Genomic DNA, 22,558 nt, shown 5'->3' on the forward strand with positions numbered 1-22,558 from the left:
GATGTTCTCCGCTCGTCATTGTTCAGCCAGTTCCAGGGCCGGTTTACACGGTTCGGGGGCTGACGCAAACTGATCGAATCATGACCGATTACCATCGCTGGACTGCTGTGGAGGCGGTGCGTCGCCTGCGGAACGGCGATGTCACGCCCCTGGAACTGATCGACGCTGCGGCGGCGCGCATCGCGGCCGTGGAGCCATCCGTCAATGCGCTGCCGACACTCTGTCTTGACCGTGCGCGGGAGCGCGCGCTGAACCTGCCGCGTCCCGTTGGCGACGATCCCGGCCACCTGTTCGGGCTGCCCGTCGTCATCAAGGACCTGACGGCGGTGGCAGGGGTGCGCACGACCTTCGGGTCTTCTGTCTTCACCGACCATGTGCCGCAGGCCAGTGACATGCTGGTCACCCGGCTGGAGGATCGGGCCGCGTCGATCATCGCCAAGTCGAACACGCCCGAGTTCGGGGCGGGTGCCCAGACCTTCAACGATGTCTTCGGCATCACGCGCAATCCCTGGAACACGGCACTGACGCCCGGTGGCTCATCGGGCGGATCGGCGGTGGCGGTCACGACGGGGGAAGCCTGGCTGGCCCATGGTGGCGATCTGGGCGGGTCGCTGCGCATTCCGGCAAGCTTCTGTGGCTGTGTCGGTCTGCGCCCCAGTCCGGGGCGGGTGCCGCGCGGACCGGTGCCGCTGCCCTTCAACCCGAACTGGGTCGACGGGCCGATTGCACGCACTGTCGGGGATGTTGCGCTGTTCCTCGATGCCCTGGGAGGTATCCATGACCGTGACCCGATTTCGCTTCCGCGCCCGTCGCGCAGTTTCCAGTCCGCCCTTGGCAGTGTCCGGCCCCCGCGCCGTATCGCGTTCTCCATGGATCTCGGGGCATCCCCCGTCCACCCGGCAGTTCGCTCAGGAATCCAGGCCGCACTGAAGGTCTTCGCGGACATGGGCACGGAGATCGTGCCGCTGGACATGGAATTCGCCGACGCAGAGCCCATGTTCCAGACAGTGCGGGCGGCGCAGTTTGCAGGTGACCACGCCGAGACGCTTGCCCGGCACCGCGAGAAGCTGAAGCCGGAAGTGGTCTGGAACATCGAGAAGGGCATGGCACTGACAGCGGACGACATCGGTCAGGCAGAACGGGCGCGGGGTGACCTCTACCAGCGGTTCGTGCGGCAGTTCGACACTGTGGACCTGATCGTCCTGCCGACCGTGAACACACCGCCTTTCCCCGTGGAGGTGCGGTATCTGGAGGAACTGGATGGGCAGACGTTCGACAGTTATGTCTCCTGGCTGCTGATGACATTCGCCATCAGCCTGACGACCTGTCCCGCGATCTCGGTTCCCTGCGGCTTCACCGACGACGGACTGCCGCTTGGACTTCAGCTTGTGGCGGGTCCCAGGGATGAGGCAAACCTGCTCGGCATGGCGCGCCACTTCGAAGATGCCGCCGGCCTGCGTGACCGTCTGCCGATTGATCCGATTGTGAGGCACTGATGCTTGGAACCATCATTTCCGGCGGCCTGAAGGGGCTGACCCAGATCCTGGCCGACCCGGCATTGCGCCGCATCTTCTGGCGGACGCTGCTGCTGGCGCTCGTCGCCTATGCGATCGCGGGCGGCCTGGCCTGGCTGGTTGTCGACTACTTCCTCAATTTCGATGTTTCCTGGCTTCCGGACTTCGTCGTGAGCTGGCTGCGGGGATTCCTGGAGGCCAGCGTCATGCTGGGCGTGATCGGGCTGATGTGGGCGATCTTTCCGGCGGTCTTCACCGGGCTGTCCTCCATCTTCCTTGATGAGGCCGCGCTGGCGGTGGAGAAGCGCCACTATCCGATGGACGCACCGGGGACGGAACCTGCCTTCTGGCCGTCGATGCGGCGGACACTGCAGTTCACGCTGCTGGTGGTCTTCATCAATATCCTGCTGATGCCGCTCTATCTGGTCGGCCTGTTTCTGCCGCCGCTGAACCTGATCCTCTACTACGGCGTGAACGGTTACTTCCTGGGGCGGGAATATTTCGAGCTGGTGGGGTACCGGCACCTGGACGAGGGCGCGGTCTTCACCACACGCAGACGCAACGGCACCGTGTGCATGCTTGCGGGCGCCCTGATCGCGTTCGCGCTCACAATTCCGTTTCTCAACCTGCTCGTACCGGTAGCGGCTGCGGCGATGATGGTGCATGTTTACAAGGAATTGGGTCGTCGGGGGCGAATCGTCACTGCTCGGGACAGCACGCCTGTCCGCTGATGCAGGGACTGAAGAACAGGGAATGCTGTGTTCAGGAACCGCAACGAGACGCCGGAGAGATCCGGTGACGAAAAGGCCGATACCGGGTTGCCGAAGCGTGAGGACAATCGGGGCGGCTTTCGCGCCGATCATCGCGCGGTCAGTACCCGTCCGGCCCCGAGTTCATTCACGGCCGTCAGTCAGGAGCATGACAAGGTGAATGCCGAACCCAAGAAACTTGTCGTCGGTCGCGAGATTCGCATGAAGGGCGAGATCGGCAATTGTGAACATGTCCTCGTTCATGGCTTCGCCGAGGCGGCACTGACGGATTGCAAGGCCTTCGAGGTGTCGCAGAGCGGCATCCTGAAGGGCAGTGCCGAGGTTCAGTCGGCCGAGATCAGTGGACGTTTCGAGGGTGCGCTGACTGTGCGCGGACGGCTGCATATCCGGGCCGGCGGGCGTGTCAGCGGCGAGATCTCCTATGCCGAGATCGAGATCGAGCCCGGTGGCAGGCTGGATGGACAGATCCGCTCCATCGAACCGCAGCTTGTGCAGTCCCGGCAGGCAGCGGGGTGACCTGCCCGTGCTGAGGTTTCTCGCCGCTGCCCTGATGGCGGGTTCGCTCGCGGGCTGTGCGGAACTGGGAGCGCTGTCGGGTGAGGCGCCCGGGCCGGTGGATTCGCCGGCGGCGGTCTCCGGTGCGTCGGGCAGCCTTAACGTAGCCCCCCAGTCGGCGGTCACCGCCGCGCCGCGGCGTCAGGCCGTGACCTTCATTGGTGCAAGCCGCCGGGATCTGGTCGCATGGCTGGGGCAGCCGGATCTGGAGCTGAGTGAGGAGCAGGGCAGTCTGCTGCAGTTCCGGCGCGGCCAGTGTGTCGCGCTGGCGATGGTCGGGGCAGGCGATGCCGTGAAGGCGATCGAGGTCTCCGGAGTCGTTTCCCGGGCGGATCGGGACTGCGCCAACCGGCAACTGGCGAAGGTCTCCGTGCAGTAGATTCTGCGTTGGTCAAAAAAGCGGCATATTTCGACAGTCGGTTTTTGTATGACTGAATTTTAGGCAATTTTCTGCCTGACAATTGAGCGGTTTCACCGTCCCAATTCATTAACATGCTGAAAACGCACGATTTCGTGAGTCATCTCGATTCCGGCACAGGGCTTGAAAACCACAGGTCCTGAGGGGTGCCCGTTGGCATCCAGTAACTGTCCAGAAGAGGTTGGCGCATGAAACTCGTCATGGCTGTCATCAAGCCATTCAAGCTCGACGAGGTCCGGGAGGCATTGACGTCGCTCGGTATCGACGGGCTCACCGCGACTGAGGTCAAGGGGTACGGTCGTCAGAAGGGGCATACGGAAATCTATCGTGGCGCGGAATACGCCGTGAGTTTCCTGCCGAAGGTGAAGATCGAAGTAGTCATCAATTCCGACATGGCCGAGCGCGCCGTCGAGGCGATCAGGCAGGCCGCAGGAACCGGCCAGATCGGCGACGGCAAGATCTTCGTCATCGATGTCGCGAACGCAATGCGGATCCGCACGGGTGAAACCGATGCGGATGCGCTTTGAGCAAGAGGGGACCACACACATGAATTCCGGAAAACGAGCCCTGCTGGCCGGACTTGGGGCGGCGGTGCCGCTTGGCCTGCTGGCATCGCCCGCTCTCGCTGAGGTAAGCGACGAGTCCGCCTATATCTTCAACACGCTGTCCTTCCTGATGTGCGGCTTCCTCGTCATGTTCATGGCGGCGGGTTTCGCGATGCTGGAAAGCGGCATGGTGCGTTCCAAGAACGTTGCCACCATCTGCGTGAAGAACATTGCGCTCTACTCCATCGCCGGCCTGATGTTCTGGCTGATCGGCTACGACCTGATGTACGGCATCGACGAAGGTGGCTTCATCGGCAGCTTCTCGCTGTTCTGGGCCGCCGATGACAGTGCTGCACTGGCCGAGGCTGCTGACTTCAGCGGTGGCTATTCCGCGTCATCCGACTGGTTCTTCCAGATGGTGTTCGTCGCGACTGCCGCGTCGATCGTTTCCGGCACGGTGGCGGAGCGCGTGAAGCTCTGGCCGTTCCTGATCTTCGTCGCTGTCCTGACCGCAGTCATCTACCCGATCCAGGGTTCCTGGGAGTGGGGCGCTGGCTGGCTGGATGCCCAGTATGGCTTCTCCGATTTCGCCGGCTCCACGCTGGTGCATTCGACCGGTGGCTGGGCCGCCCTGATGGGTGCACTGATCATCGGTGCGCGCAAGGGCAAGTACACGGCGGACGGCAAGGTCAATCCGATGCCGGGTTCCTCGATGCCGCTGGCGACGCTGGGTGTGTTCATCCTGTGGCTGGGCTGGTTCGGCTTCAATGGTGGTTCTCAGCTCGCTCTGGGTTCCGCGGCTGATGCCATCGCCATCTCGAACATCTTCGTGAACACCAATGTGGCTGCCGCCGCTGGCGTGGTCGCGGCGATGATCGCAAGCCAGCTGCTGTTCAAGAAGGTCGATCTGACCATGGCCCTGAACGGTGCCATCGGTGGCCTGGTGTCCATCACCGCCGAGCCGCTGGCGCCGAGCATCGGTGCTGCCGTGCTGATCGGTGCCGTTGGTGGTGTCCTGGTCGTGGTCGCCGTGCCGCTGCTCGACAAGCTGAAGATCGACGATGTCGTGGGTGCGATCCCTGCCCATCTGGTCTGCGGCATCTGGGGCACCCTGGCGGTTCCGATCACCAACTCTGACGCCAGCTTCGGCGGTCAGATCGTCGGCATCATCGCCATCGGCCTGTTCGTCTCCATCACCAGTGCCATCGTCTGGATGATCCTGAAGGTCACCGTTGGTGTCCGGGCATCTGAAGAGGATGAGGAACTGGGTCTGGACCGTGCCGAGCTTGGAATGGAGGCCTATCCCGAGTTTGGTCGCGGTTCGCAGTTTGGTTGATTGAACCACGACCGGCTCTGACCAGAGCAAGAGCGCCCCCTCCCCCTCTCCCTCGGAGGGTGCGCTGAACTGAAAGCCCGGCAGCCTCGGCTGTCGGGCTTATTTTTTGCGCAAATGCCTATTCGATCTGCAAGAAATTGCCAATAAATTAGGCACTTGACCAGCATCGTAATGTTGGCCCTGATAAGTATTTGAAATTATTGTCTTCCTATGATTTGCCTAATTGGCATGCAGTTTGATCATCCAGGCTCAAGCTGTCAGATGCCCGAAGAGGCATCATTTTTTTTTGGGAGGGAACCGTCATGGAGTCTGTCCAGTCGGGGTTGGATGTCTTTTTCGTGCTCATGGGCGCGATCCTGGTGTTCGCGATGCATTCGGGATTCGCGTTTCTGGAAGTCGGAACAGTCCGGCACAAGAACCAGGTCAATGCGCTGGTCAAGATCCTGGTCGATTTCGCGATCTCGACCGTGGCCTACTTCTTCATCGGCTATTCGGTGGCCTATGGCGTCGATTTCCTGATGAGCGCCTCGGCCCTGACCGGCGATGTCGAGAATGCCGTCTTCTCCAAGTCCGGCTTCGATCTGGTCAAGTTCTTCTTCCTGCTCACCTTCGCCGCCGCGATCCCCGCGATCATCTCCGGCGGTATCGCCGAACGCGCGAAGTTCTGGCCACAGGCCATGGCCACCGCCGTGATCGTCGGTGTGGTCTATCCGCTGTACGAAGGCATGGTCTGGGGCAGCACCTTCGGCTACCAGGACTGGATCTCGGAGAGCTTCGGCGCACCGTTCAATGACTTCGCCGGTTCGATCGTCGTGCATGCGGTTGGCGGCTGGATCGCGCTGGCTGCGGTCGTCCTGCTTGGCGTACGCAAGGGCCGCTACCGCAAGGATGGCTCGCCCGCCGGTATCCCGCCGTCGTCCATTCCCTTCCTGGCGCTGGGATCGTGGCTGCTGTGCATTGGCTGGTTCGGCTTCAACGTGATGAGCGCGCAGTCCGTGGAGGGGGTCAACGGCCTCGTCGCGATGAACTCCCTGCTCGCCATGGCCGGCGGTATCCTCACGGCCCTGATCGCGGGTCGCAATGACCCGGGCTTCGTGCACAACGGTGCCCTCGCGGGGCTGGTCGCGGTCTGTGCCGGGTCCAACGTGATGCACCCGGTCGGGTCATTCGTTGTCGGCGGCGTGGCGGGTGCCCTGTTCGTGCTCATGTTCCAGCTCTGCCACAATCGCTGGAAGATCGATGATGTGCTGGGTGTCTGGCCGCTGCATGGTCTCTGTGGCCTCTGGGGCGGCATTGCCTGCGGCATCTTCGGGACCGAGGCGATGGGCGGCCTGGGCGGCGTCACCTTCATGTCGCAGCTTGTCGGCAGCCTGATCGGTGCTGCCTATGCCCTTGTTGCCGGGTTCATCGTCTATGGCGTGCTGAAGGCCGTGATGGGCATCCGGCTGGGTGAGGAGGAAGAGTTCAACGGTGCTGACCTCACCATCCACAAGATCCGGGCAAATCCGGAGTCCGATCTGAACTGATGGGGCCTGCCGCCACGCCCGGACGCTCAGCGTTCGGGCGGGCTGTAGGTCACCAGTACCGGCTGCCAGGCGAAGGGCGGTGTGGCTGACGGATCAATCGTCACCATGACCGCCCCGACATCCGGCGCACCGGGCACTTCCAGTCGCCAGATGTTGTTGACCGGCTTGTCGTCGCGGTCACGGATCGGGCGGTCGGTGCGGTAGGTGTGGGTGTCGCCGTGGATCAGCAGCACCGGGCCGCCAAAGCGGCGCGCGCCCCTGACCAGCGCGTCGAGCGTGTCGTCGAAGCCTTCGTCGCCCCGGACGCCCTGTCCGAGACCCGGATTCGCGTGGATCGCGATGACCAGGGCCGGAGCCTTGCCGCTGATCGCCTGTTCAAAGGCCCGGTCGATCCAGGCGACGTTCGCCTCGTTCCGTTCCCTGAACAGCTTCTTCGGTCCGACCTCGCCCTTGCGCCCGTTGGCCGAGCCGACGACATGCACGGTGGCGAACGGAATGACGCCTTCCGTCCAGAAACCGTTCTCCACCATGGCCGGATCGTGCCCCGCGTCGGTCTGGCGCAGATAGTCACGCGGCATGCGTCCGAAACTCTTCGGTTCCGCAAAGAACAACTGGCGGAGTCGCGCCAGCCGCTCATGCGGTTCGTAGGCTCCAGCCTTCCTGCGATGGCAATCGGTCCACTCGTTGTCACCGGGTGTGTAGAACAGCGGTGCCTGGAAATTGTCGAAGTGGCGACGGACGTTCAGGAAGGTCGCGTCATCGCAGGGCGACGATCCCGACTTGATGTCGCCCACATGGATGGAGAAGGCGGGCTTCATCCCGTTGATGCGGTCGATCAGCTGCGCGAACAGTTCGTCGTCCTGCGGCATCAGGTAGGGCGTGTCACCCATGGCGGCGAAGCTGAAGCCCGGCGGGTCCTCTGCGACCGCCGGTGCGGCGAGGGCGGCACAGAGGGCAAGTGCGATTGCAGCGCTTCGGAACATGATCAGCCTCCGGTCGGGCAGGGTTGGGTGCATGGCGCATCCCGACCCTGCCACAGGATCATGACATGCGCATTGCCTCCGCTTCCAACGGCGGCCTGGCATTCCGGCTCTCGTCCGCCTCTGATGCGGACATCGTGGCCTGAAGACCGGAGAGCGCGTCAGCGACGGCCGTCAGGTCCGGCTGGTCGGGCTGCGTCAGGAACTCCGACAGGAAACCGTTGCGCCTCAGGAAGTCCCGCAGGTAACCGGTACGGTCGATGACCTGATCCAGCAGGTCCGGGAACGCCGTGGCCGCCTGCATGTAGGCGGCCTGCGCGGCGGTGGCATCCGCGATCTCCTGCAGCCGGACCAGCGGCGACGTGGGTTTCGGCCTGATCCGTTCTCCATCCACTTCGAACGGCGGCACATAGTAGGGCGATCCCACCATGGCCGGACTGCTGAGGATGGAGAGCACGCGATTGGCCAGCGGAAAGTCGAGTTCCGTCAGCAGGCGCAGGGACATGGGCAGTTCCACCGCCTCGAACTCCTGCTGGCGGACGTCGATCTCGAAGGCCGTCCGGCCACTGGCATTGCTTGGGGGCAGGCCCGGACCCATGATCGCCTCCCGGATGCTGCGCTGCAGGTTCTCCAGCACGATCTGGCTGACATCGAACCGCCCCGGCGCATCCAGCGGGGTCAGCCCCTGTGACCCCACCGCCTTCGGGATGATCGCACCCGGCACAAGCTGGATATTGGCCGGGTTCAGCACCCCGTCGTCTTCCGCCTGCCAGATCCCGGTGACGGCGATGGAGGCATTCTTCAGGATCAGTTCGACCACCTTGTTGGCTGTCTTGATGTCCGCCAGCGCGTTCAGCACCGGACCGCGCCCCATCCACTCGCCGGGTGCCTTGTCGGTGCGGAACGCGATCACGGGGGACGCCGCGAAGGGACGCTTCAGCAACAGGTTCTCCCCTGCAGCGCCGGGCTGTGCCACGCACCAGACCTCATAGACGGCCGGTTCGCCGGGATCGTCAGCCAGAATGGCCTCGATCACCTCGATCTCCGTATCCGGCTGCTTCTCCGCGATCATGGCCAGCTCTGCCGGCAGGATGGCGTCGGGCCAGCGGGTGCGGATACGGCGTGCGGGCAGGGACAACTGGCGAAAGATCGTTGCCAGCATGCCGTCCCGGCCTTCCTCCGGTGTCAGTTCCTGGGCCGGTACGGCCTCGAACCGGAGCGGACGGTTCAGCGAACCCGCATGGACCATCAGGGCACCGGTGGAGATCAGGGCGTCGCCCAGGGCCGGATCGATCTCGATGTGGAAGTTGGACGCCTCTATGGCGCCATGGAACTTCTCGCGCACCTCGGCCGCATAGAGGTCGAAGGCGCGGCGGGCTTCCTCGTCATGCATCAGCGAATCCGGGGCTTCGAAATCCATCCAGGACTTGAAGGGCGGGAACAGCTGACCGTGCAGGCGCGCCTTTCGCCAGTGCAGGGCCTGGACTGCCGTATTGTCGAAGACCTCCCGGTCCTTTCTCTGGCCGACCATGCCGCCGCGTCGTGCCGCATGGTTCGGCAGGGCAAATGCATAGGCGTCGTCGAGCAACTGGTCCCAGCCCTGACGCCGCGCTGCGGCGCGGGAAAAGCGCTGCAGCGTCTCCGACTGGTAACGGTCGTCACCTGAATGTTTCATGGGTGGAAATTCCTCTGTCTGTTGCAACCAGGAAAGGATAGATGGCCGAAACGAACAGAGTTGCGTCTGCAGGCGAAGAATCCGGTGCAGGCACTCGACCTGATCGGAGACGGCGCTAGACTGCGGGAACAGGGTCAGGAAGACAGGGGAACGGGCGATGGGACTGATCGACGACGTGCGCAAGCGGCTTCAGGCGGACATGACCGACTGGCGACGTGACATACACAAGCATCCCGAGACGGCGTTCGAGGAGCACAGGACAGCCGACAAGGTCGCCGGTCTGCTCGAATCCTGGGGACTGGATGTGCACCGCGGTCTGGCCACCACCGGTGTCGTGGGCACGCTGAAGGCCGGAACCGGCAACCGGGCCATCGGCCTGCGTGCCGACATGGATGCGCTGGACCTGACCGAGCTGAACAGCTTTGACCACAAGAGCGTTCATGACGGGAAGATGCATGCCTGCGGCCATGACGGTCATACGACCATGCTGCTCGGTGCCGCGCGCTACCTGGCGGAGAACCCGAACTTCGACGGCACGGTGCAGTTCATCTTCCAGCCTGCGGAGGAGAACCTGGCCGGCGGTCGGGTGATGGTGCAGGAAGGCCTGTTCGAGAAGTTTCCGGTCGAAGCGGTCTATGGCATGCACAACTGGCCCGGGCTGCCGGTCGGCAGCTTCGCGGTCTGCACCGGCCCGATGATGGCGTCCGCCGACTTCTTCGAGCTGAAGCTGACCGGTCGCGGCGGCCATGGCGCATTTCCGCACCTGGCCAAGGATCCGATCGTCGCCGCGGCGCACGTCATCACCGCCTGGCAGACCATCGTCAGCCGGGATACGGATCCGATGAAGGCCGCGGTGATCAGTGCCTGCGAGATCAATTCGGGCTTCACCGGCAATGTCATTCCCGAGACCGCAGTGGTCCGGGGCACGACGCGCACCTTCAACGAAGGTGTCCAGGACATGATCGAGATGCGGATGCGTGAAGTCGCTGACGGCATCGCGCAGGCCTTCGGCATGCAGGCGGAGTTCACCTACGACCGTCGCTATGCCCCCACGGTGAACACGCCGGAGGAAACGGGCTTTGCCGTCGCCGCAGCGCATGAGGTCGTCGGCGCGGAGAACGTCAATGACAAGCTGGTTCCTGTCATGGGTGCGGAGGACTTCGGCTGGATGTTGCGCGAGCGTCCCGGGTGCTACATGTTCGTCGGCAATGGCGAAGGCGAAGGCGGCGGCTGCGAGGTTCACAACCCCAACTACGACTTCAATGACGAGGCCCTGCCGGTCGGGGCGGCCTATTGGGTCAAGCTGGTGGAGATGCAGTTGCCCGCAGCCGAGGGGTGAATTGTGGTCGCGGACAATCAGCCCTGAATGGTGCGATTCTTGCTTCCTCACTGATGTGTGAGCAGGATCACGGTCTATTTGTCACGAAATGACCACAGTTGCGATCAGGTCCTGTGAGCCGTGTCACAGGTGCCGGTGCAGAACGCAACTCGGTGCACGAACTGGAACCAGACAGGCGAGGACCACAAGGTGAGTTTCAAGGTCAAATTCTGGGGCGTACGCGGCAGCATTGCCACGCCCGGACCGCGGTATGTGTCTTTCGGCGGCAATACAAGCTGCATCGAGGTTTCATGCGCCGGCCAGCGTCTGATCTTCGACGCGGGGACAGGTATCCGGAATCTCGGGCACTGGCTGACGAAGAAGAACGTGCACAACGCCCATCTGCTGCTGTCCCATACCCACTGGGATCACATCAATGGTTTCCCCTTCTTCTCGCCGGCCTTCAAGAAGGACAACCACTTCACCATCATGGCGGGGCACCTGGCACCGGAAACCGGTGGCATCCGCGAGGTGCTGGCGTCCCAGATGAACCAGCCGACGTTCCCGGTCCCGATCGACATCATGCAGGCGCAGTTGAGTTTCGAGGATTTCACCGCCGGTGATGTCCTGAACCTCGGACCCGACGTCCGTGTGACCACGACACCGCTGAACCACCCTGACGGTGCCACAGGCTATCGCGTGGACCACAACGGCCATGCCTTCTGCTACGTGACGGATACGGAGCATGTGCCGGGCAAGCCGGACGAGCGCATCCTGGCCCTGATCGAGGGCGCGGACATCGTCGTCTACGACTGCACCTACAACGACAAGGAATTCGCGTCGAAGGTCGGTTGGGGCCACTCCACCTGGCAGGAAGGCATGCGCCTCTGTCAGGCCGCGAACGTCCGCCAGCACGTCATCTTCCACCACGACCCGGACCATGAGGACATCTACATGGAACGGCTGGAGGAAGATGCCCGCTACGAATGGATCGGCAACACGGTCGCGCGGGAGAACATGCGGCTGCGCGTGGGGTGATCCAGGGCTAGGCGCCCAGGTTCACTTCCTGTGCTGCATCCGCCATGTAGATCGAACTCTTCGGCTTTTCGAAGACCCGGTGCACCATCGGCCGGAAGTCATCCAGCCTCATTGACTCATAGGCCGGATCGAAGGCGGGCGCGTCGTAGCGTTCGCAGAAGATCGCTGTCTTCTCGAAGTCCGCGTGGCCCCGGAACTGTTCGCGCATGTCCCTGTCCAGGCCCAGATGGTGGAAGAAGTAATAGCCCTGGAAGATGCCGTGCTTCGCCACCATCCAGTGGATCGAGTCGGACACGAACGGGCGCAGCACCGTCGCCGCCATGTCGGCGTGATTGTACGAACACAGCAGGTCGCCGATGTCGTGCAGCAGCGCGGCGACGACATATTCCTCGTCCTCGCCTGCCCTGTGGGCACGGGTTGCCGTCTGCAGGCTGTGCTCCAGCCGGTCCACCTGGAACCCGCCATAGTCGCCGCCCAGCAGTTCCAGATGCGCCAGCAGGCGATCCGGCAGACCGGCGCTGAACGGCTTGTAGTGACTGCCGATGATCTTCCAGTCCTCGGCGGTGCCATCAGCCATGTTGGTGAAGCGTGCGCTGTCTGCCATTGGTTCGTTCCCACCCCGTTGCGTTGACCCGGTCTGCAGTGTCCAGTATCTCCGGTGCGGTGGCCTTCGGGCAAGGCGCATCGACGGGGGAGGAACAGATGACCGGGTTGACCGAGGACCAGATTGCGTTTCAGGACGCCGCGCGCAGCTTCGCGCAGGCGGAGATGGAAGCCCATGCCGCGCAGTGGGACGAGGAGAAGATCTTCCCCGAGGACACGCTGCGCCAGGCCGCCGCGCTCGGCTTTGCCGGCATCTATGTCGATCCCGCGCATGGCGGATCGGGTCTCACCCGCGTCGATGCCGCCGTGATCTTCGAGGAACTGGCGGCGGGCTGTACCTCCACGGCCGCCTATATCTCCATCCACAACATGGCGAGCTGGATGATCGACCGCTTCGGTGATGATGCGGTGCGGGCGAAGTTCCTGCCGAAGCTCTGCTCGATGGAATGGTTCGCCAGCTACTGCCTGACGGAACCGGGTGCAGGTTCCGACGCCGCCAGCCTGAAGACGAAGGCGGTGCGCGACGGGGACCATTACGTGCTGAACGGCGCCAAGGCCTTCATCTCCGGCGGCGGGCGCTCCGACGTCTATGTCACCATGGTGCGGACCGGGGACGACGGGCCGAAGGGCGTCACCTGCATCGCGGTGGAGAAGGATACGCCCGGCCTCAGCTTCGGCGCGCAGGAACGCAAGATGGGCTGGAACTCCCAGCCCACCGCGATGGTCATGTTCGACGATTGCCGGGTGCCGGTGTCGAACCGCATCGGCGACGAAGGACAGGGCTTCAGCATCGCCATGGCCGGTCTGGACGGTGGACGCATCAATATCGGCGCCTGCTCCATCGGCGCCGCCCGCGCCTCGCTGGAGCGCACCATTGCCTACGTCAAGGACCGCAAGCAGTTCGGCCAGGCCATCGCCGGGTTCCAGAATACCCAGTTCAAGCTGGCCGACATGGCGACGGAACTGGAGGCGGCGCGGATGATGATCCACGGCGCGGCGGCGAAGCTGGATGCCGGTGCTGCGGACAAGACCGTCGCCTGCGCCATGGCCAAGCGCTTCGCCACCGACACCGGCTTCAACGTCTGCAACGACGCGCTGCAGCTGCACGGCGGCTACGGCTACCTGCGCGACCATCCGATCGAACGCTACATGCGCGACTGCCGCGTTCATCAGATCCTGGAAGGCACCAACGAGATCATGCGCGTGGTGATCAGCCGCCAGTTGCTGAAGGACTGAGGCCCGGACTGTTCAGCGAGTCAGCGCCGCGTCCGTGAGCGCCGTGCCTATGTGAATGAGCAGAAGTGTCTTCTTCATCGCTCCCACCCCACCGACGTCGTGCCCGGGCTTGACCCGGGTACCCATGGTGCCGCACCGGCGTCCGAGACTGGGCTCGCGGATCAGGTCCGCGAGCGGCGTGAGAGGCGGAGGAGCAGAAGTGTCTTCTGCATCGCTCCCCCAACGCATCGGTGCCGGAGACCGATCAGGCGGGTAACCCGCAGGAACGCTGGACAGGGGGCGCCTGTCAGCCTTTGGCGAGGAGCGCCTGCGGGTTTGCGGAATCGAAGACCACCGGCGTGTCCAGGTTGGCGTGCAGCCAGACGCGGTAGTGGTCGATCAAGCCGTCTCTCAGGCGGAAGAAGCTGAAGGCGGTGCAGGAGAATATCTTCCCGGTGGGGGTCTGGCCGAGCCAGGGGCCGTTGAGTTTGCCGGTGAAGGTCCATTTCGCCATCACGTCGTCCTCGCCCGCGACGATCTGGTCCACGGTGACCGAGAGATCGCTGATGTTGCGGCCAAAGCCCTTGGCGTGGGCGACGAGGCCGGCCCTTCCCGGGGGGCCGTTGAAGGCCTGATTGGCCTCATCGACCATGTCCGGCTGGGCCAGTTCCTCGATCAGGTCGAGGCGGCCGTTGGTCACGACCTCCATCAGGTAGGCTTCCATCACCTGTCGGGGCGTGCGTTGCGGTGTGCTGGTCATGGTGTCATGTCCTGTTGTTCTGTTCCGGCTGAACCGAGATCCTCCTTCCCCCTTGATGGGGAAGGCCGGGATGGGGGTGAACGGCGCAGCCGAACAGCGATCAGACCGCAGTGCAGCAGCCTTCGGCTTCACCCCCCATCGACCGCTGCGCAGTCCCTTCCCCCGCAAGGGGGGAAGAGCCAGCAAATCAGTCATGGCCCGACGTCACTTCCTCAGAAGAACGCCTGCAGGCCGGTCTGGGCGCGGCCCAGGATCAGGGCGTGGACGTCGTGGGTGCCCTCGTAGGTGTTCACGGTCTCCAGGTTCATCAGGTGGCGCATCACGTGATATTCCTCGTGAATGCCGTTGCCGCCGTGCATGTCGCGGGCGGTGCGGGCGATGTCGAGGGCCTTGCCGCAGGAATTGCGCTTGATGATGGAGATGGATTCCGGCGGGCAGGCACCGGCGTCCTTCATCCGGCCCACCGCCAGGCAGCCCTGCAGGCCGATGGCGATCTCCGTCTGCATGTCGGCCAGTTTCTTCTGGATCAGCTGGTTCTGGGCCAGCGGACGGCCGAACTGCTTGCGGTCCATGGTGTAGGTCCGGGCCGCGTGCCAGCAGAACTCCGCCGCACCCAGCGCGCCCCAGGCGATGCCGAAGCGGGCATTGTTGAGACAGCCGAAGGGGCCGCCCAGACCGCTGATGTTGGGCAGCAGGTTCTCCGCCGGGACAAACACGTTGTCCATGACGATCTCGCCGGTGATGGAGGCGCGCAGCGACAGCTTGCCCTCGATCTTCGGGGCCGAGAGACCTTCCATGCCCTTCTCCAGCACGAAGCCGCGGATCTTCTCGTCATCGGTCTTGGCCCAGACCACGAAGACATCGGCGATGGGGGCGTTGGAGATCCACATCTTGGCGCCGCTGAGGCGATAGCCGCCGTCCACCGACTTCGCGCGGGTCTTCATGCCGCCCGGATCGGAACCGTGATCGGGTTCGGTCAGGCCGAAGCAGCCGACCCATTCGCCGGAGGCCAGCTTGGGCAGATACTTCTCCCGCTGCGCCTCGTCGCCATAGGCATAGATCGGGTGCATGACCAGCGACGACTGGACACTCATCATGGAGCGGTAGCCGCTGTCGATGCGTTCCACCTCCCGCGCGATCAGGCCGTAGGTCGTGTAGTTCACACCGGCACAGCCGTAGCCGTCGATGGTCGGACCCAGCAGACCCAGTTCCCCCATCTCGCGGAAGATGTTGCGGTCGGTCTTTTCCTCCCGGAACGCCTCGATCACGCGGGGCATCAGCTTTTCCTGCGCATAGTCGCGCGCGGTGTCGCGGACCATGCGCTCCTCTTCCGACAACTGGCTGTCCAGATCGAAGGGATCTTCCCAGTTGAATGCGGCTTTCGTCTTGGTCGGTGCGTTCATGCCAAAAGGCTCCTGCTCGTCGCGGTGATCAGTCAGGGATCACGGCGGTGGTCTCGATCTCGATCTTGGCCCGGTCTTCCATCAGTGCGGTCACTTCCATCACCGCCATGGCGGGAAAGTTCTTGCCGAAGCAGTCGCGGAAGGCCTGGCCGACGTCCCGGGCGGCATCCAGATATTCCCGCTTGCTGGTGATGAACCAGGTCATGCGGACAATATGCTCCGGCCCGGCCCCGGCTTCCTGCAGGACGCGCAGGGTATTGGCGAAGGCCTGGCGGGCCTGCCCGGCGAAGTCATCGGTCTCGAAGACCTCATCGCCCGTCCAGCCGATCTGGCCGGCGACGAATACCATGGACCCGCGCGCGACGACTCCGTTGGAGTATCCCTTCGGGCGCTTCCACTCCGGTGGATTGATGAGTTGCATCTCTTTCCTCCCGCGATCTGTTGCTCGCACAGTTCTAGTCCGTCCTGCCAGCAGCGGCAATCAGCGTGGCGGCAGCCGTCTCGGGTCGAGCCGGGCGAAGGGCAGGATCGCGAAACCAAGCACGCAGGCGTTCAGTATGTGCCACAGGAAATGTGTGCCGTCGGGAAAGGCCTCGCAGACCGGGGCGTCGATCGACCGGAAGAAGAACGACGGGACGAAGCAGGCGACGCCAATCGCCACATCCTTTCCCGCCGGATGTCCGCGCAGGATCAGGATTCCGGCCAACAGCGCCCCGGTGACGAACGGGCCGAGGTAGGCCGCCCCGTCGACCGGCACGATACCGCCCAGTACGAGAGCAGCCACGATCATGCCGACCGGCCAGAGCGCGGCGGTCCACCAGCCCTGATGCAGCCAGACACGGGCACTGAACAGGAACGCGGCCAGCAGGCAGAGCGTCAAGGCCAGCGTATCCAGAATGACGCCGATGACGTTCGCGAAGCTGTGGAAGATCAGGCTGCAGACACCTGTGGCGAACAGCAGGAACACCAGTGTGCGCAGCATCCACGACCGGTCACGGTGATGGCGCCGGGCGATCCGCCAGAGCCAGAGTGCGGCGAACATGAAGGCCAGGTTGGTGATGGCGTTCAGCGGTTCCCCCAGCAGTCCGGGGGCGATCCGCTCACAGTAGCCGTCGATATACTCGAACATCGTTTCAGGCTCTCAGCAGGGCAGGGCGGTCGCCGACGTCCCCCATGGCATGGCGCATGAAGAACCGGCGCAGCGGGCCGGAACGGTGCACTGCGGCCAGTCCCAGGTCTCGCGCCAGTCTGACGGGCGGCAGATCGTTGGAGAACAGGCGGTTCAGGATATCCGTGACCGCCGTCAGGGCGACTGAGTCCGTCCTGCGCCAGCGTTCATATTGTGTCAGCACACCGGCATCGCCCAGGTCCAGGCCAAGCTGCGCCGCGTCCGTCAGGCATTCCGCCAGCGCCGCGACATCGCGCAGACCCAGGTTGAACCCCTGTCCGGCGATCGGGTGAATGCCATGCGCCGCATCCCCGACCAGGGCCAGCCGGTCGGAGCGGAAGGCGTGGGCCAGGACAAGGCTCAGGGGATAGCGGAAGCGGTCACCGACGACCTGTACCGGACCCAGGAAGTTGCCGACCCGGCGCTGGATCTCCGCGGTGAACTCCGCCTCCGGCAGGTCCATGAACGCCGGTGCCAGGTCGCTGCGTTCGGTCCAGACCAGCGATGAGCGGTTGGCGGTCAGCGGCAGGATGGCAAAGGGGCCTGCGGGCAGGAACCGTTCGTGCGCGATGCCGTGGTGGCTCTCTGCGTGGGCGATGGTGCAGACGATTCCATCCTGCGGGTAGCGCCATTGCAGGGTCTCGATCCCGGCATCCTGGCGCAGGCGCGACATGCGCCCGTCGGCCCCGACACAGAGCTCGGCACGGACAATGTCACCGTCGCTCAGCACCGCCTCGACACCGGCGGGGGAGCGCTTCATCCGTCCGACAGTGACCGGCGCCTTCAGCGTGACGCTTTCCAGTGTCGCGACGGTCTGGAACAGGGCCAGCCGGGTGAACCGGTTCTCCACCATCTGGCCCAGCGGCTCGTCGCCCACGTCCCGGTGGTCATAGTGCAGGAACAGCGGCGCATTGCCGTCGGAAACCCGGATCTCGTTGATCGGCTGCACATCCTCGATCCGTCCGGCGATGCCCAGGCGATCCAGCATCCGCCAGCTTGCGGCGGCGATTGCGGAGGCCCGGCCATCGAAGGGCGGTGCGACAAGCTCCACGGGCGATTCACGGTCCACGACAACCGTCGTGATTCCGACGCGGCCCAGCGCAGCGGCAAGGCTCAGGCCCACCAGGCCACCGCCGACGATCAGTACACGTGCATGAATGTCTGTCATGGGGGGCAGTGTAGCCAAACCCGTGCAGGTGCAACATGCGACCTTCGGGCCTTGGCGGGGCGGAAGTGATTGTGCTCTATAACCGTCAGGGCCATGGCGGCAGCAGAGATGTCTGGAGGAGCGGCAAGGATGAGCACGGCAACGGGGACCATCACCGAGAAGGGCAAGACCTGGTATCTGGAGGATATCGAGATCGGGATGGTCGGCAGCTATACCGCCGAGGTGACGGAGGACCTGATCCAGGCCTTCGCCGATGCCTCGGGCGACGACAATCCGCTTCACCTGGACGAGGACTTCGCGAAGACCACCATGTTCAAGGGCCGCATCGCCCATGGCATGCTTTCGGCGAGCTTCCTGTCCACCATCTTCGGGACGATCTTTCCCGGTCCGGGCGGCATCTACATGTCGCAGAACCTGAAGTTCACGGCCCCTGTGCGCATCGGCGACGTGGTTACCGCGACGGCGGAGGTCGACGAGGTGCTGGCCGAGAAGGGCCGGGTGCACTTCAAGTGTGTCTGCATGGCAGGCGACCGCAAGGTCATCGTCGGCGACGCCTGGATCATGCCGGCGCGTCGGGGCAAGTGAGCGGCGACTTGCGTATCGCCCGACTGAGCGGCGTTGCACCGGCCGGGTGCCGGGGTGCCGCTGTGGCGATCGGCAACTTCGATGGTGTTCACCGTGGCCACCGGGTGCTCATTTCCCGGGCGCAGCAGATTGCCGCGACCCTGGGGTGTCCGGCGGGCGTCCTGACGTTCGAGCCGCATCCCCGCGAATATTTCGCCGCCAGGGCACCGGCCTTCCGGCTGACCAATTTCCGCGCCAAGGCCATGAGCCTGTGCGACGCGGGTGTCGAGGTCATGGCCGTGGCTCCCTTCGGTCGGGCGATGGCGGAGATGAGTGCCGGTGACTTCATCGACGAGGTTCTGGTGCGGCGGCTCGGCGTGGCCCATGTCGTTGTCGGCTATGACTTCGCCTTCGGCCACAAGCGGGCAGGCAATGTCGCGCTGTTGCAGGCCATGGGGCAGGAGCGCGGCTTCGGCGTGACCGTCGTGGAGCCGGTGCGCGAGGGAGAGGAAGTCTTCTCCTCGACCCGCATCCGCGATGCCCTCTGGCAGGGTGCGCCGCGCCGGGCTTCGGCGCTGCTGGGGCATGACTGGGAAGTGCATGGCCGCATCATCAAGGGCGATCAGCGGGGCCGGACAATCGGATTCCCCACCGCCAATGTGGCCCTGGGCGGCTATATCGAGCCGCAGTTCGGTGTCTATGCCGTACGCATCGGTTGGGAGGAAGACGGACAGACCGTCTGGCATGGCGGTGTCGCCAACCTCGGGCGGCGTCCGACCTTCGACAAGTCCGATGTCCTGCTGGAGGTGCATGTGCTCGACTATGCCGGTGACCTCTATGGTCGTCATGCCCGGGTGCGGTTCCTGGATTTCATCAGGCCGGAACAGAAGTTCGACGGCCTGGACGCCCTGAAGGCACAGATCGCAGCGGATGCGGACAGCGCCAGAAAGATCCTGGCGTCATCCTGACGGCTGTCAGCCGCCGCGTATCGCCCGCTCCACCATCCACAGCGCCAGGGCCTCGCCTGTAACGGTGTCGTCAAAGGCCAGGCCGGTGCCACTGGTCCTGTGACTGACGATGCGCGCTTCCAGTGGTGTGTCGAATCCCGTTACCAGAACCGTGCAGGTTCCGCCTTCCGTGGATGCCACGACAGGACTGGCCAGCAAGCCACCGGCGGAGACGTTGATCGCCGTATGTTCCACCGGGCTGCCGTCAGCGAGCATGATCGTCACCGGCAGACCGACCCAGGTGCGTGCGAACCGTCTGCGTTCCCCGCCCGGTGGCGGGGCGGCTTCCTTGAGTTCTGTCATGAAGCGATCATAGGTCTGCGCGAGGTATCATGTCACCGCCGCCGTGCCCGGGGGGCGCAGGTGCCTGCGGAAATTCAGACGAAGGCTGCGGCCTGCAGGCGTTCCATCTGCGGGCTGCGCCCGTACATCTCGCGATAGCACTTGGAGAAGTGCGAGGCCGAGACGAAGCCGCAGGCAATGGCGACATCGACGATGGGCATGTTGGACTGCAGCAGCAGATGCCGCGCACGATCGATCCGGATCTCCAGATAGTACCGCGCGGGGGAGCGACCCAGGTGGCGGCGGAACAGCCGCTCGACCTGGCGGCGTGACAGGCCGACGTAGTCCGACAGTTCGGCGAGTGACAGCGGCTCGGCAACATTGGCTTCCATCAGTTCGATGATCAGCAGCAGCTTGGCGTGATGCAGGCCAAGGCGTGCCTGCAACGGCAGGCGCTGCCGGTCCCGCGGATTACGGATGCGATCGATCATGCACAGTTCGCAGACCTGCGTGACCACCTGCTGACCGAAATGTCCCTCGATCACGTGCAGCATCATGTCCAGCGCCGCGGTTCCGCCGGCACAGGTATAGATGCCGTGGTCGATCTCGCACAGGTCGGCATGCACTTCCGCCGTCGGGTATTTCTCGGCGAAGGCCGGCAGGGTTTCCCAGTGGATGGAGCAACGCCGCCCGTCCAGAAGCCCGGCATGGGCCAGCAGCCATGCGCCCGTGCACAGGCCGCCGATCCCGGTGCCGTGGCGATGCATGGCCCGGATCCAGCCGTCGAACTGCGGGTTGCGGAAGGATTCCACCTGCAGGCCGGAACTGATCAGGATCAGCTCCGGCTTGATGTCGTCCAGGGAGCGCTGGCGAACCTGATCAAGGGACATGTCGACGCCGACGCTCAGACCGTTGGATGCAGTGACCGGCTGCCCGTCGGTGGAGGCAATGATCCATTCATAGGCCTGACGCCCGAGGGTGCGATTGGCCAGACGCAGGGGTTCGACCGCAGAGGAAAAGGCGATCATGGAGAATTGCGGCACAAGGAAGAACAGGACGCGATGCGTCCTCTGCACCTCGAAACCCTGGTCAGCCATGGTCATTCTCCGATCAGGAACCCGGCAGCCCCCCTGCCGGATCAGGACGCGTTCAATGCACGCCAGAAGTCACAAAGATTACAGCGGCACAAACTTGCAGGATCGTCAATCCATGGAGTGCATGAAATGATCTGTTTGCGACGCGAAATCTGTCGCAAAGCCAGTCATCATCATGTGTTTGACTCTTGTGCCGTGTCGCGCTTGATACACGCTGTGTCGCGGCGGGCTGATCCCCGTTTCGGCGCCGCTGTCATCACAACTGCGATGGCACTCCGGCCTCTTCCCTGTCGCGCGCGGATCGGGACGGGTCGGCGCAACCCGGTTGAAGGGGGATGCTCGGGACATGAAACGATACTCGGCACTTGAACTGATCCGGCAGGGCCTGGGGGGTCACCGGGGCTGGGATCGCGTCTGGCGCAAGCCGGAACCGAAGCCGAGCTATGATGCCGTGATCATCGGCGGCGGCGGTCATGGGCTGGCAACGGCCTATTACCTGGCCAAGCTGCACGGCATGACCAACATCGCGGTGGTCGAGAAGGGCTGGATCGGTGGCGGCAACTCCGGTCGTAACACCACGATCATCCGTTCCAACTACCTCTTCGACGAGAGTGCCGCGATCTACAACCACGCCCTGAACCTCTGGAATGGACTGGGGCAGGAACTGAACTTCAACATCATGATGAGCCATCGCGGCGTGCTGAACCTTGCCCATGACGAGGGCGAGATGCGGCAGTTGAAGCGGCGCGTGGAGGCGAACCGTCTCAACGGTGTCGATTCCGAATGGCTCGACGCGAAGGAAGTCAAGAACTTCTGCCCCTCGATCAACATCTCCGGCGATATCCGCTATCCGGTGCTGGGCGGTACGCTGCAGCGGTCCGGTGGCGTGAACCGCCACGACGGCGTTGTATGGGGCTATGCCCGCGCCGCCGATGCGCTGGGCGTCGATATCCTGCAGCAGACCGAGGTCACGGGGATCCTGACGGAAGCCGGGGAGGTCACGGGTATCGAGACCACCCGCGGCACGATCCGCACGCCGAAGGTGGCCTCCGTCACGGCCGGGCATACCTCGGTGATGGCGAGCATGCTGGATATCCGTCTGCCGGTGGAGAGCCACCCGCTGCAGGCGCTGGTTTCGGAACCGATCAAACCGATCCTGAACTGTGTCGTCATGTCCAATGCGGTGCATGTCTATTGCAGCCAGTCGGACAAGGGGGAACTGGTCATCGGTGCCGGTATCGATGCGCAGCTTTCCTATACCCAGCGCGGCAACCTGGACATCATCGAGCATCAGATGGCGTCGCTGATGGAGCTGTTTCCCATCTTCTCGCGCCTGAGGATGATGCGCCAGTGGGGCGGCATCGTCGATGTCTGCCCGGACGCCAGCCCCATCATCTCCAAGACCCCGGTGAAGGGCTTCTACGTCAACGGCGGCTGGGGTACCGGCGGCTGGAAGGCGACACCGGGATCGGGCCATGTCTTCGCCGACCTGATCGCGAAGGACGAGCCCAACCGCATCGCGGCCCCCTTCGCGATCGACCGTTTCACGACAGGCGCACTGGTGGCGGAGCATGGTGCCGCCGCGGTGGCGCACTGATGCCAAGGCAGGAGCAGCACTG

At 64.1% G+C, this 22,558-nt stretch carries 23 protein-coding genes; 13 read left to right on the forward strand and 10 right to left on the reverse strand.

Annotated features, from left to right (window positions below):
• Nucleotides 1–80: 80 nt before the first annotated feature.
• The 7 genes from QGV54_RS03585 to QGV54_RS03615 all read left to right on the forward strand — a co-directional run bounded on the left by QGV54_RS03585 (nucleotide 81) and on the right by QGV54_RS03615 (nucleotide 6,664).
• A complete protein-coding gene (locus QGV54_RS03585; RefSeq protein WP_281018227.1) occupies nucleotides 81–1,496 on the forward strand; it encodes an amidase family protein in 1,416 nt (471 codons plus the stop codon).
• Nucleotides 1,496–2,245, forward strand: a complete 750-nt coding sequence (locus QGV54_RS03590; RefSeq protein ID WP_281018226.1) for an EI24 domain-containing protein — start codon at nucleotides 1,496–1,498, stop codon at nucleotides 2,243–2,245. The genes QGV54_RS03585 and QGV54_RS03590 overlap by 1 nt, the downstream gene beginning before the upstream one ends.
• Nucleotides 2,246–2,272: 27 nt before the next feature.
• A complete protein-coding gene (locus QGV54_RS03595) occupies nucleotides 2,273–2,800 on the forward strand; it encodes a polymer-forming cytoskeletal protein (protein ID WP_281018225.1) in 528 nt (175 codons plus the stop codon).
• A 7-nt stretch (nucleotides 2,801–2,807) separates the two neighbouring features.
• On the forward strand, nucleotides 2,808–3,218 hold the full coding sequence (locus QGV54_RS03600; RefSeq protein ID WP_281018224.1) for a hypothetical protein: 411 nt from the start codon (nucleotides 2,808–2,810) through the stop codon (nucleotides 3,216–3,218).
• A 227-nt stretch (nucleotides 3,219–3,445) separates the two neighbouring features.
• Nucleotides 3,446–3,784, forward strand: a complete 339-nt coding sequence (locus QGV54_RS03605; RefSeq protein ID WP_281018223.1) for a P-II family nitrogen regulator — start codon at nucleotides 3,446–3,448, stop codon at nucleotides 3,782–3,784.
• 19 nt (nucleotides 3,785–3,803) lie between these two features.
• The gene (gene amt / locus QGV54_RS03610) at nucleotides 3,804–5,138 is read left to right on the forward strand and encodes an ammonium transporter (protein ID WP_281018222.1); all 1,335 of its coding nucleotides are present in this window, start codon (nucleotides 3,804–3,806) and stop codon (nucleotides 5,136–5,138) included.
• 302 nt (nucleotides 5,139–5,440) lie between these two features.
• Nucleotides 5,441–6,664, forward strand: a complete 1,224-nt coding sequence (locus QGV54_RS03615; protein ID WP_281018221.1) for an ammonium transporter — start codon at nucleotides 5,441–5,443, stop codon at nucleotides 6,662–6,664.
• Between the two features lie 26 nt (nucleotides 6,665–6,690).
• Here the strand turns inward: QGV54_RS03615 and QGV54_RS03620 are convergent, their stop codons facing one another.
• A complete protein-coding gene (locus tag QGV54_RS03620; RefSeq protein ID WP_281018220.1) occupies nucleotides 6,691–7,647 on the reverse strand; it encodes a hypothetical protein in 957 nt (318 codons plus the stop codon).
• 58 nt (nucleotides 7,648–7,705) lie between these two features.
• Nucleotides 7,706–9,319 carry a portal protein gene (locus QGV54_RS03625; protein WP_281018219.1) on the reverse strand — a complete coding sequence of 538 codons (1,614 nt, stop codon included), beginning with the start codon at nucleotides 9,317–9,319 and terminating at the stop codon, nucleotides 7,706–7,708.
• Nucleotides 9,320–9,476: 157 nt separating this feature from the next.
• Here QGV54_RS03625 and QGV54_RS03630 point away from each other — a divergent pair, with 157 nt between their 5' ends.
• Together QGV54_RS03630 and QGV54_RS03635 are read left to right on the forward strand one after the other, a co-directional pair.
• Complete coding sequence (locus QGV54_RS03630) at nucleotides 9,477–10,658, forward strand: M20 aminoacylase family protein (RefSeq protein ID WP_281018218.1); 1,182 nt, start codon at nucleotides 9,477–9,479, stop codon at nucleotides 10,656–10,658.
• 189 nt (nucleotides 10,659–10,847) lie between these two features.
• Nucleotides 10,848–11,675: an MBL fold metallo-hydrolase gene (locus QGV54_RS03635; RefSeq protein WP_281018217.1), complete on the forward strand. Its 828-nt coding sequence runs from the start codon at nucleotides 10,848–10,850 to the stop codon at nucleotides 11,673–11,675.
• A gap of 7 nt (nucleotides 11,676–11,682) precedes the next feature.
• Here the strand turns inward: QGV54_RS03635 and QGV54_RS03640 are convergent, their stop codons facing one another.
• A complete protein-coding gene (locus tag QGV54_RS03640) occupies nucleotides 11,683–12,279 on the reverse strand; it encodes an HD domain-containing protein (RefSeq protein WP_281018216.1) in 597 nt (198 codons plus the stop codon).
• Nucleotides 12,280–12,377: 98 nt separating this feature from the next.
• Here QGV54_RS03640 and QGV54_RS03645 point away from each other — a divergent pair, with 98 nt between their 5' ends.
• The gene (locus tag QGV54_RS03645) at nucleotides 12,378–13,514 is read left to right on the forward strand and encodes an acyl-CoA dehydrogenase family protein (protein ID WP_281018215.1); all 1,137 of its coding nucleotides are present in this window, start codon (nucleotides 12,378–12,380) and stop codon (nucleotides 13,512–13,514) included.
• Between the two features lie 286 nt (nucleotides 13,515–13,800).
• Here QGV54_RS03645 and QGV54_RS03650 read toward each other — a convergent pair whose 3' ends face one another.
• The 5 genes from QGV54_RS03650 to QGV54_RS03670 form a co-directional block, all read right to left on the reverse strand.
• Nucleotides 13,801–14,253, reverse strand: coding sequence for an ester cyclase (locus QGV54_RS03650; protein WP_281018214.1), 453 nt, complete (start codon nucleotides 14,251–14,253; stop codon nucleotides 13,801–13,803).
• Between the two features lie 212 nt (nucleotides 14,254–14,465).
• A complete protein-coding gene (locus QGV54_RS03655; RefSeq protein WP_281018213.1) occupies nucleotides 14,466–15,656 on the reverse strand; it encodes an acyl-CoA dehydrogenase in 1,191 nt (396 codons plus the stop codon).
• A gap of 28 nt (nucleotides 15,657–15,684) precedes the next feature.
• Nucleotides 15,685–16,077: a RidA family protein gene (locus tag QGV54_RS03660; protein ID WP_281018212.1), complete on the reverse strand. Its 393-nt coding sequence runs from the start codon at nucleotides 16,075–16,077 to the stop codon at nucleotides 15,685–15,687.
• A 60-nt stretch (nucleotides 16,078–16,137) separates the two neighbouring features.
• Complete coding sequence (locus QGV54_RS03665; protein WP_281018211.1) at nucleotides 16,138–16,785, reverse strand: hypothetical protein; 648 nt, start codon at nucleotides 16,783–16,785, stop codon at nucleotides 16,138–16,140.
• A gap of 4 nt (nucleotides 16,786–16,789) precedes the next feature.
• Nucleotides 16,790–17,992, reverse strand: coding sequence for a UbiH/UbiF/VisC/COQ6 family ubiquinone biosynthesis hydroxylase (locus QGV54_RS03670; RefSeq protein WP_281018210.1), 1,203 nt, complete (start codon nucleotides 17,990–17,992; stop codon nucleotides 16,790–16,792).
• Nucleotides 17,993–18,121: 129 nt separating this feature from the next.
• Between QGV54_RS03670 and QGV54_RS03675 the strand changes: the two genes are divergently transcribed.
• On the forward strand, nucleotides 18,122–18,577 hold the full coding sequence (locus tag QGV54_RS03675; RefSeq protein WP_281018209.1) for a MaoC family dehydratase: 456 nt from the start codon (nucleotides 18,122–18,124) through the stop codon (nucleotides 18,575–18,577).
• A gap of 8 nt (nucleotides 18,578–18,585) precedes the next feature.
• On the forward strand, nucleotides 18,586–19,524 hold the full coding sequence (locus QGV54_RS03680) for a bifunctional riboflavin kinase/FAD synthetase (RefSeq protein ID WP_281018208.1): 939 nt from the start codon (nucleotides 18,586–18,588) through the stop codon (nucleotides 19,522–19,524).
• A 6-nt stretch (nucleotides 19,525–19,530) separates the two neighbouring features.
• Here QGV54_RS03680 and QGV54_RS03685 read toward each other — a convergent pair whose 3' ends face one another.
• Nucleotides 19,531–19,866, reverse strand: a complete 336-nt coding sequence (locus tag QGV54_RS03685; RefSeq protein WP_281018207.1) for a PilZ domain-containing protein — start codon at nucleotides 19,864–19,866, stop codon at nucleotides 19,531–19,533.
• A 74-nt stretch (nucleotides 19,867–19,940) separates the two neighbouring features.
• Nucleotides 19,941–20,942, reverse strand: a complete 1,002-nt coding sequence (locus tag QGV54_RS03690; protein ID WP_281018206.1) for a GlxA family transcriptional regulator — start codon at nucleotides 20,940–20,942, stop codon at nucleotides 19,941–19,943.
• Between the two features lie 343 nt (nucleotides 20,943–21,285).
• Here QGV54_RS03690 and QGV54_RS03695 point away from each other — a divergent pair, with 343 nt between their 5' ends.
• Nucleotides 21,286–22,536 carry a sarcosine oxidase subunit beta family protein gene (locus QGV54_RS03695; RefSeq protein WP_281018205.1) on the forward strand — a complete coding sequence of 417 codons (1,251 nt, stop codon included), beginning with the start codon at nucleotides 21,286–21,288 and terminating at the stop codon, nucleotides 22,534–22,536.
• Nucleotides 22,537–22,558 lie beyond the last annotated feature (22 nt).

Source organism: Minwuia sp. IMCC3060, from assembly GCF_029909435.1.
Classification (GTDB): domain Bacteria; phylum Pseudomonadota; class Alphaproteobacteria; order Minwuiales; family Minwuiaceae; genus Minwuia.

Excerpts from the sequence above, each read along its gene's own strand:
- QGV54_RS03585 (WP_281018227.1), top strand. The coding sequence starts at position 81 with ATGACCGATTACCATCGCTGGACTGCTGTGGAGGCGGTGCGTCGCCTG.
- QGV54_RS03590 (WP_281018226.1), top strand. The coding sequence starts at position 1,496 with ATGCTTGGAACCATCATTTCCGGCGGCCTGAAGGGGCTGACCCAGATC.
- QGV54_RS03605 (WP_281018223.1), top strand. The coding sequence starts at position 3,446 with ATGAAACTCGTCATGGCTGTCATCAAGCCATTCAAGCTCGACGAGGTC.
- amt (WP_281018222.1), top strand. The coding sequence starts at position 3,804 with ATGAATTCCGGAAAACGAGCCCTGCTGGCCGGACTTGGGGCGGCGGTG.
- QGV54_RS03615 (WP_281018221.1), top strand. The coding sequence starts at position 5,441 with ATGGAGTCTGTCCAGTCGGGGTTGGATGTCTTTTTCGTGCTCATGGGC.
- QGV54_RS03620 (WP_281018220.1), bottom strand. The coding sequence starts at position 7,647 with ATGTTCCGAAGCGCTGCAATCGCACTTGCCCTCTGTGCCGCCCTCGCC.
- QGV54_RS03625 (WP_281018219.1), bottom strand. The coding sequence starts at position 9,319 with ATGAAACATTCAGGTGACGACCGTTACCAGTCGGAGACGCTGCAGCGC.
- QGV54_RS03630 (WP_281018218.1), top strand. The coding sequence starts at position 9,477 with ATGGGACTGATCGACGACGTGCGCAAGCGGCTTCAGGCGGACATGACC.
- QGV54_RS03640 (WP_281018216.1), bottom strand. The coding sequence starts at position 12,279 with ATGGCAGACAGCGCACGCTTCACCAACATGGCTGATGGCACCGCCGAG.
- QGV54_RS03645 (WP_281018215.1), top strand. The coding sequence starts at position 12,378 with ATGACCGGGTTGACCGAGGACCAGATTGCGTTTCAGGACGCCGCGCGC.
- QGV54_RS03650 (WP_281018214.1), bottom strand. The coding sequence starts at position 14,253 with ATGACCAGCACACCGCAACGCACGCCCCGACAGGTGATGGAAGCCTAC.
- QGV54_RS03655 (WP_281018213.1), bottom strand. The coding sequence starts at position 15,656 with ATGAACGCACCGACCAAGACGAAAGCCGCATTCAACTGGGAAGATCCC.
- QGV54_RS03660 (WP_281018212.1), bottom strand. The coding sequence starts at position 16,077 with ATGCAACTCATCAATCCACCGGAGTGGAAGCGCCCGAAGGGATACTCC.
- QGV54_RS03665 (WP_281018211.1), bottom strand. The coding sequence starts at position 16,785 with ATGTTCGAGTATATCGACGGCTACTGTGAGCGGATCGCCCCCGGACTG.
- QGV54_RS03670 (WP_281018210.1), bottom strand. The coding sequence starts at position 17,992 with ATGACAGACATTCATGCACGTGTACTGATCGTCGGCGGTGGCCTGGTG.
- QGV54_RS03675 (WP_281018209.1), top strand. The coding sequence starts at position 18,122 with ATGAGCACGGCAACGGGGACCATCACCGAGAAGGGCAAGACCTGGTAT.
- QGV54_RS03685 (WP_281018207.1), bottom strand. The coding sequence starts at position 19,866 with ATGACAGAACTCAAGGAAGCCGCCCCGCCACCGGGCGGGGAACGCAGA.
- QGV54_RS03690 (WP_281018206.1), bottom strand. The coding sequence starts at position 20,942 with ATGGCTGACCAGGGTTTCGAGGTGCAGAGGACGCATCGCGTCCTGTTC.
- QGV54_RS03695 (WP_281018205.1), top strand. The coding sequence starts at position 21,286 with ATGAAACGATACTCGGCACTTGAACTGATCCGGCAGGGCCTGGGGGGT.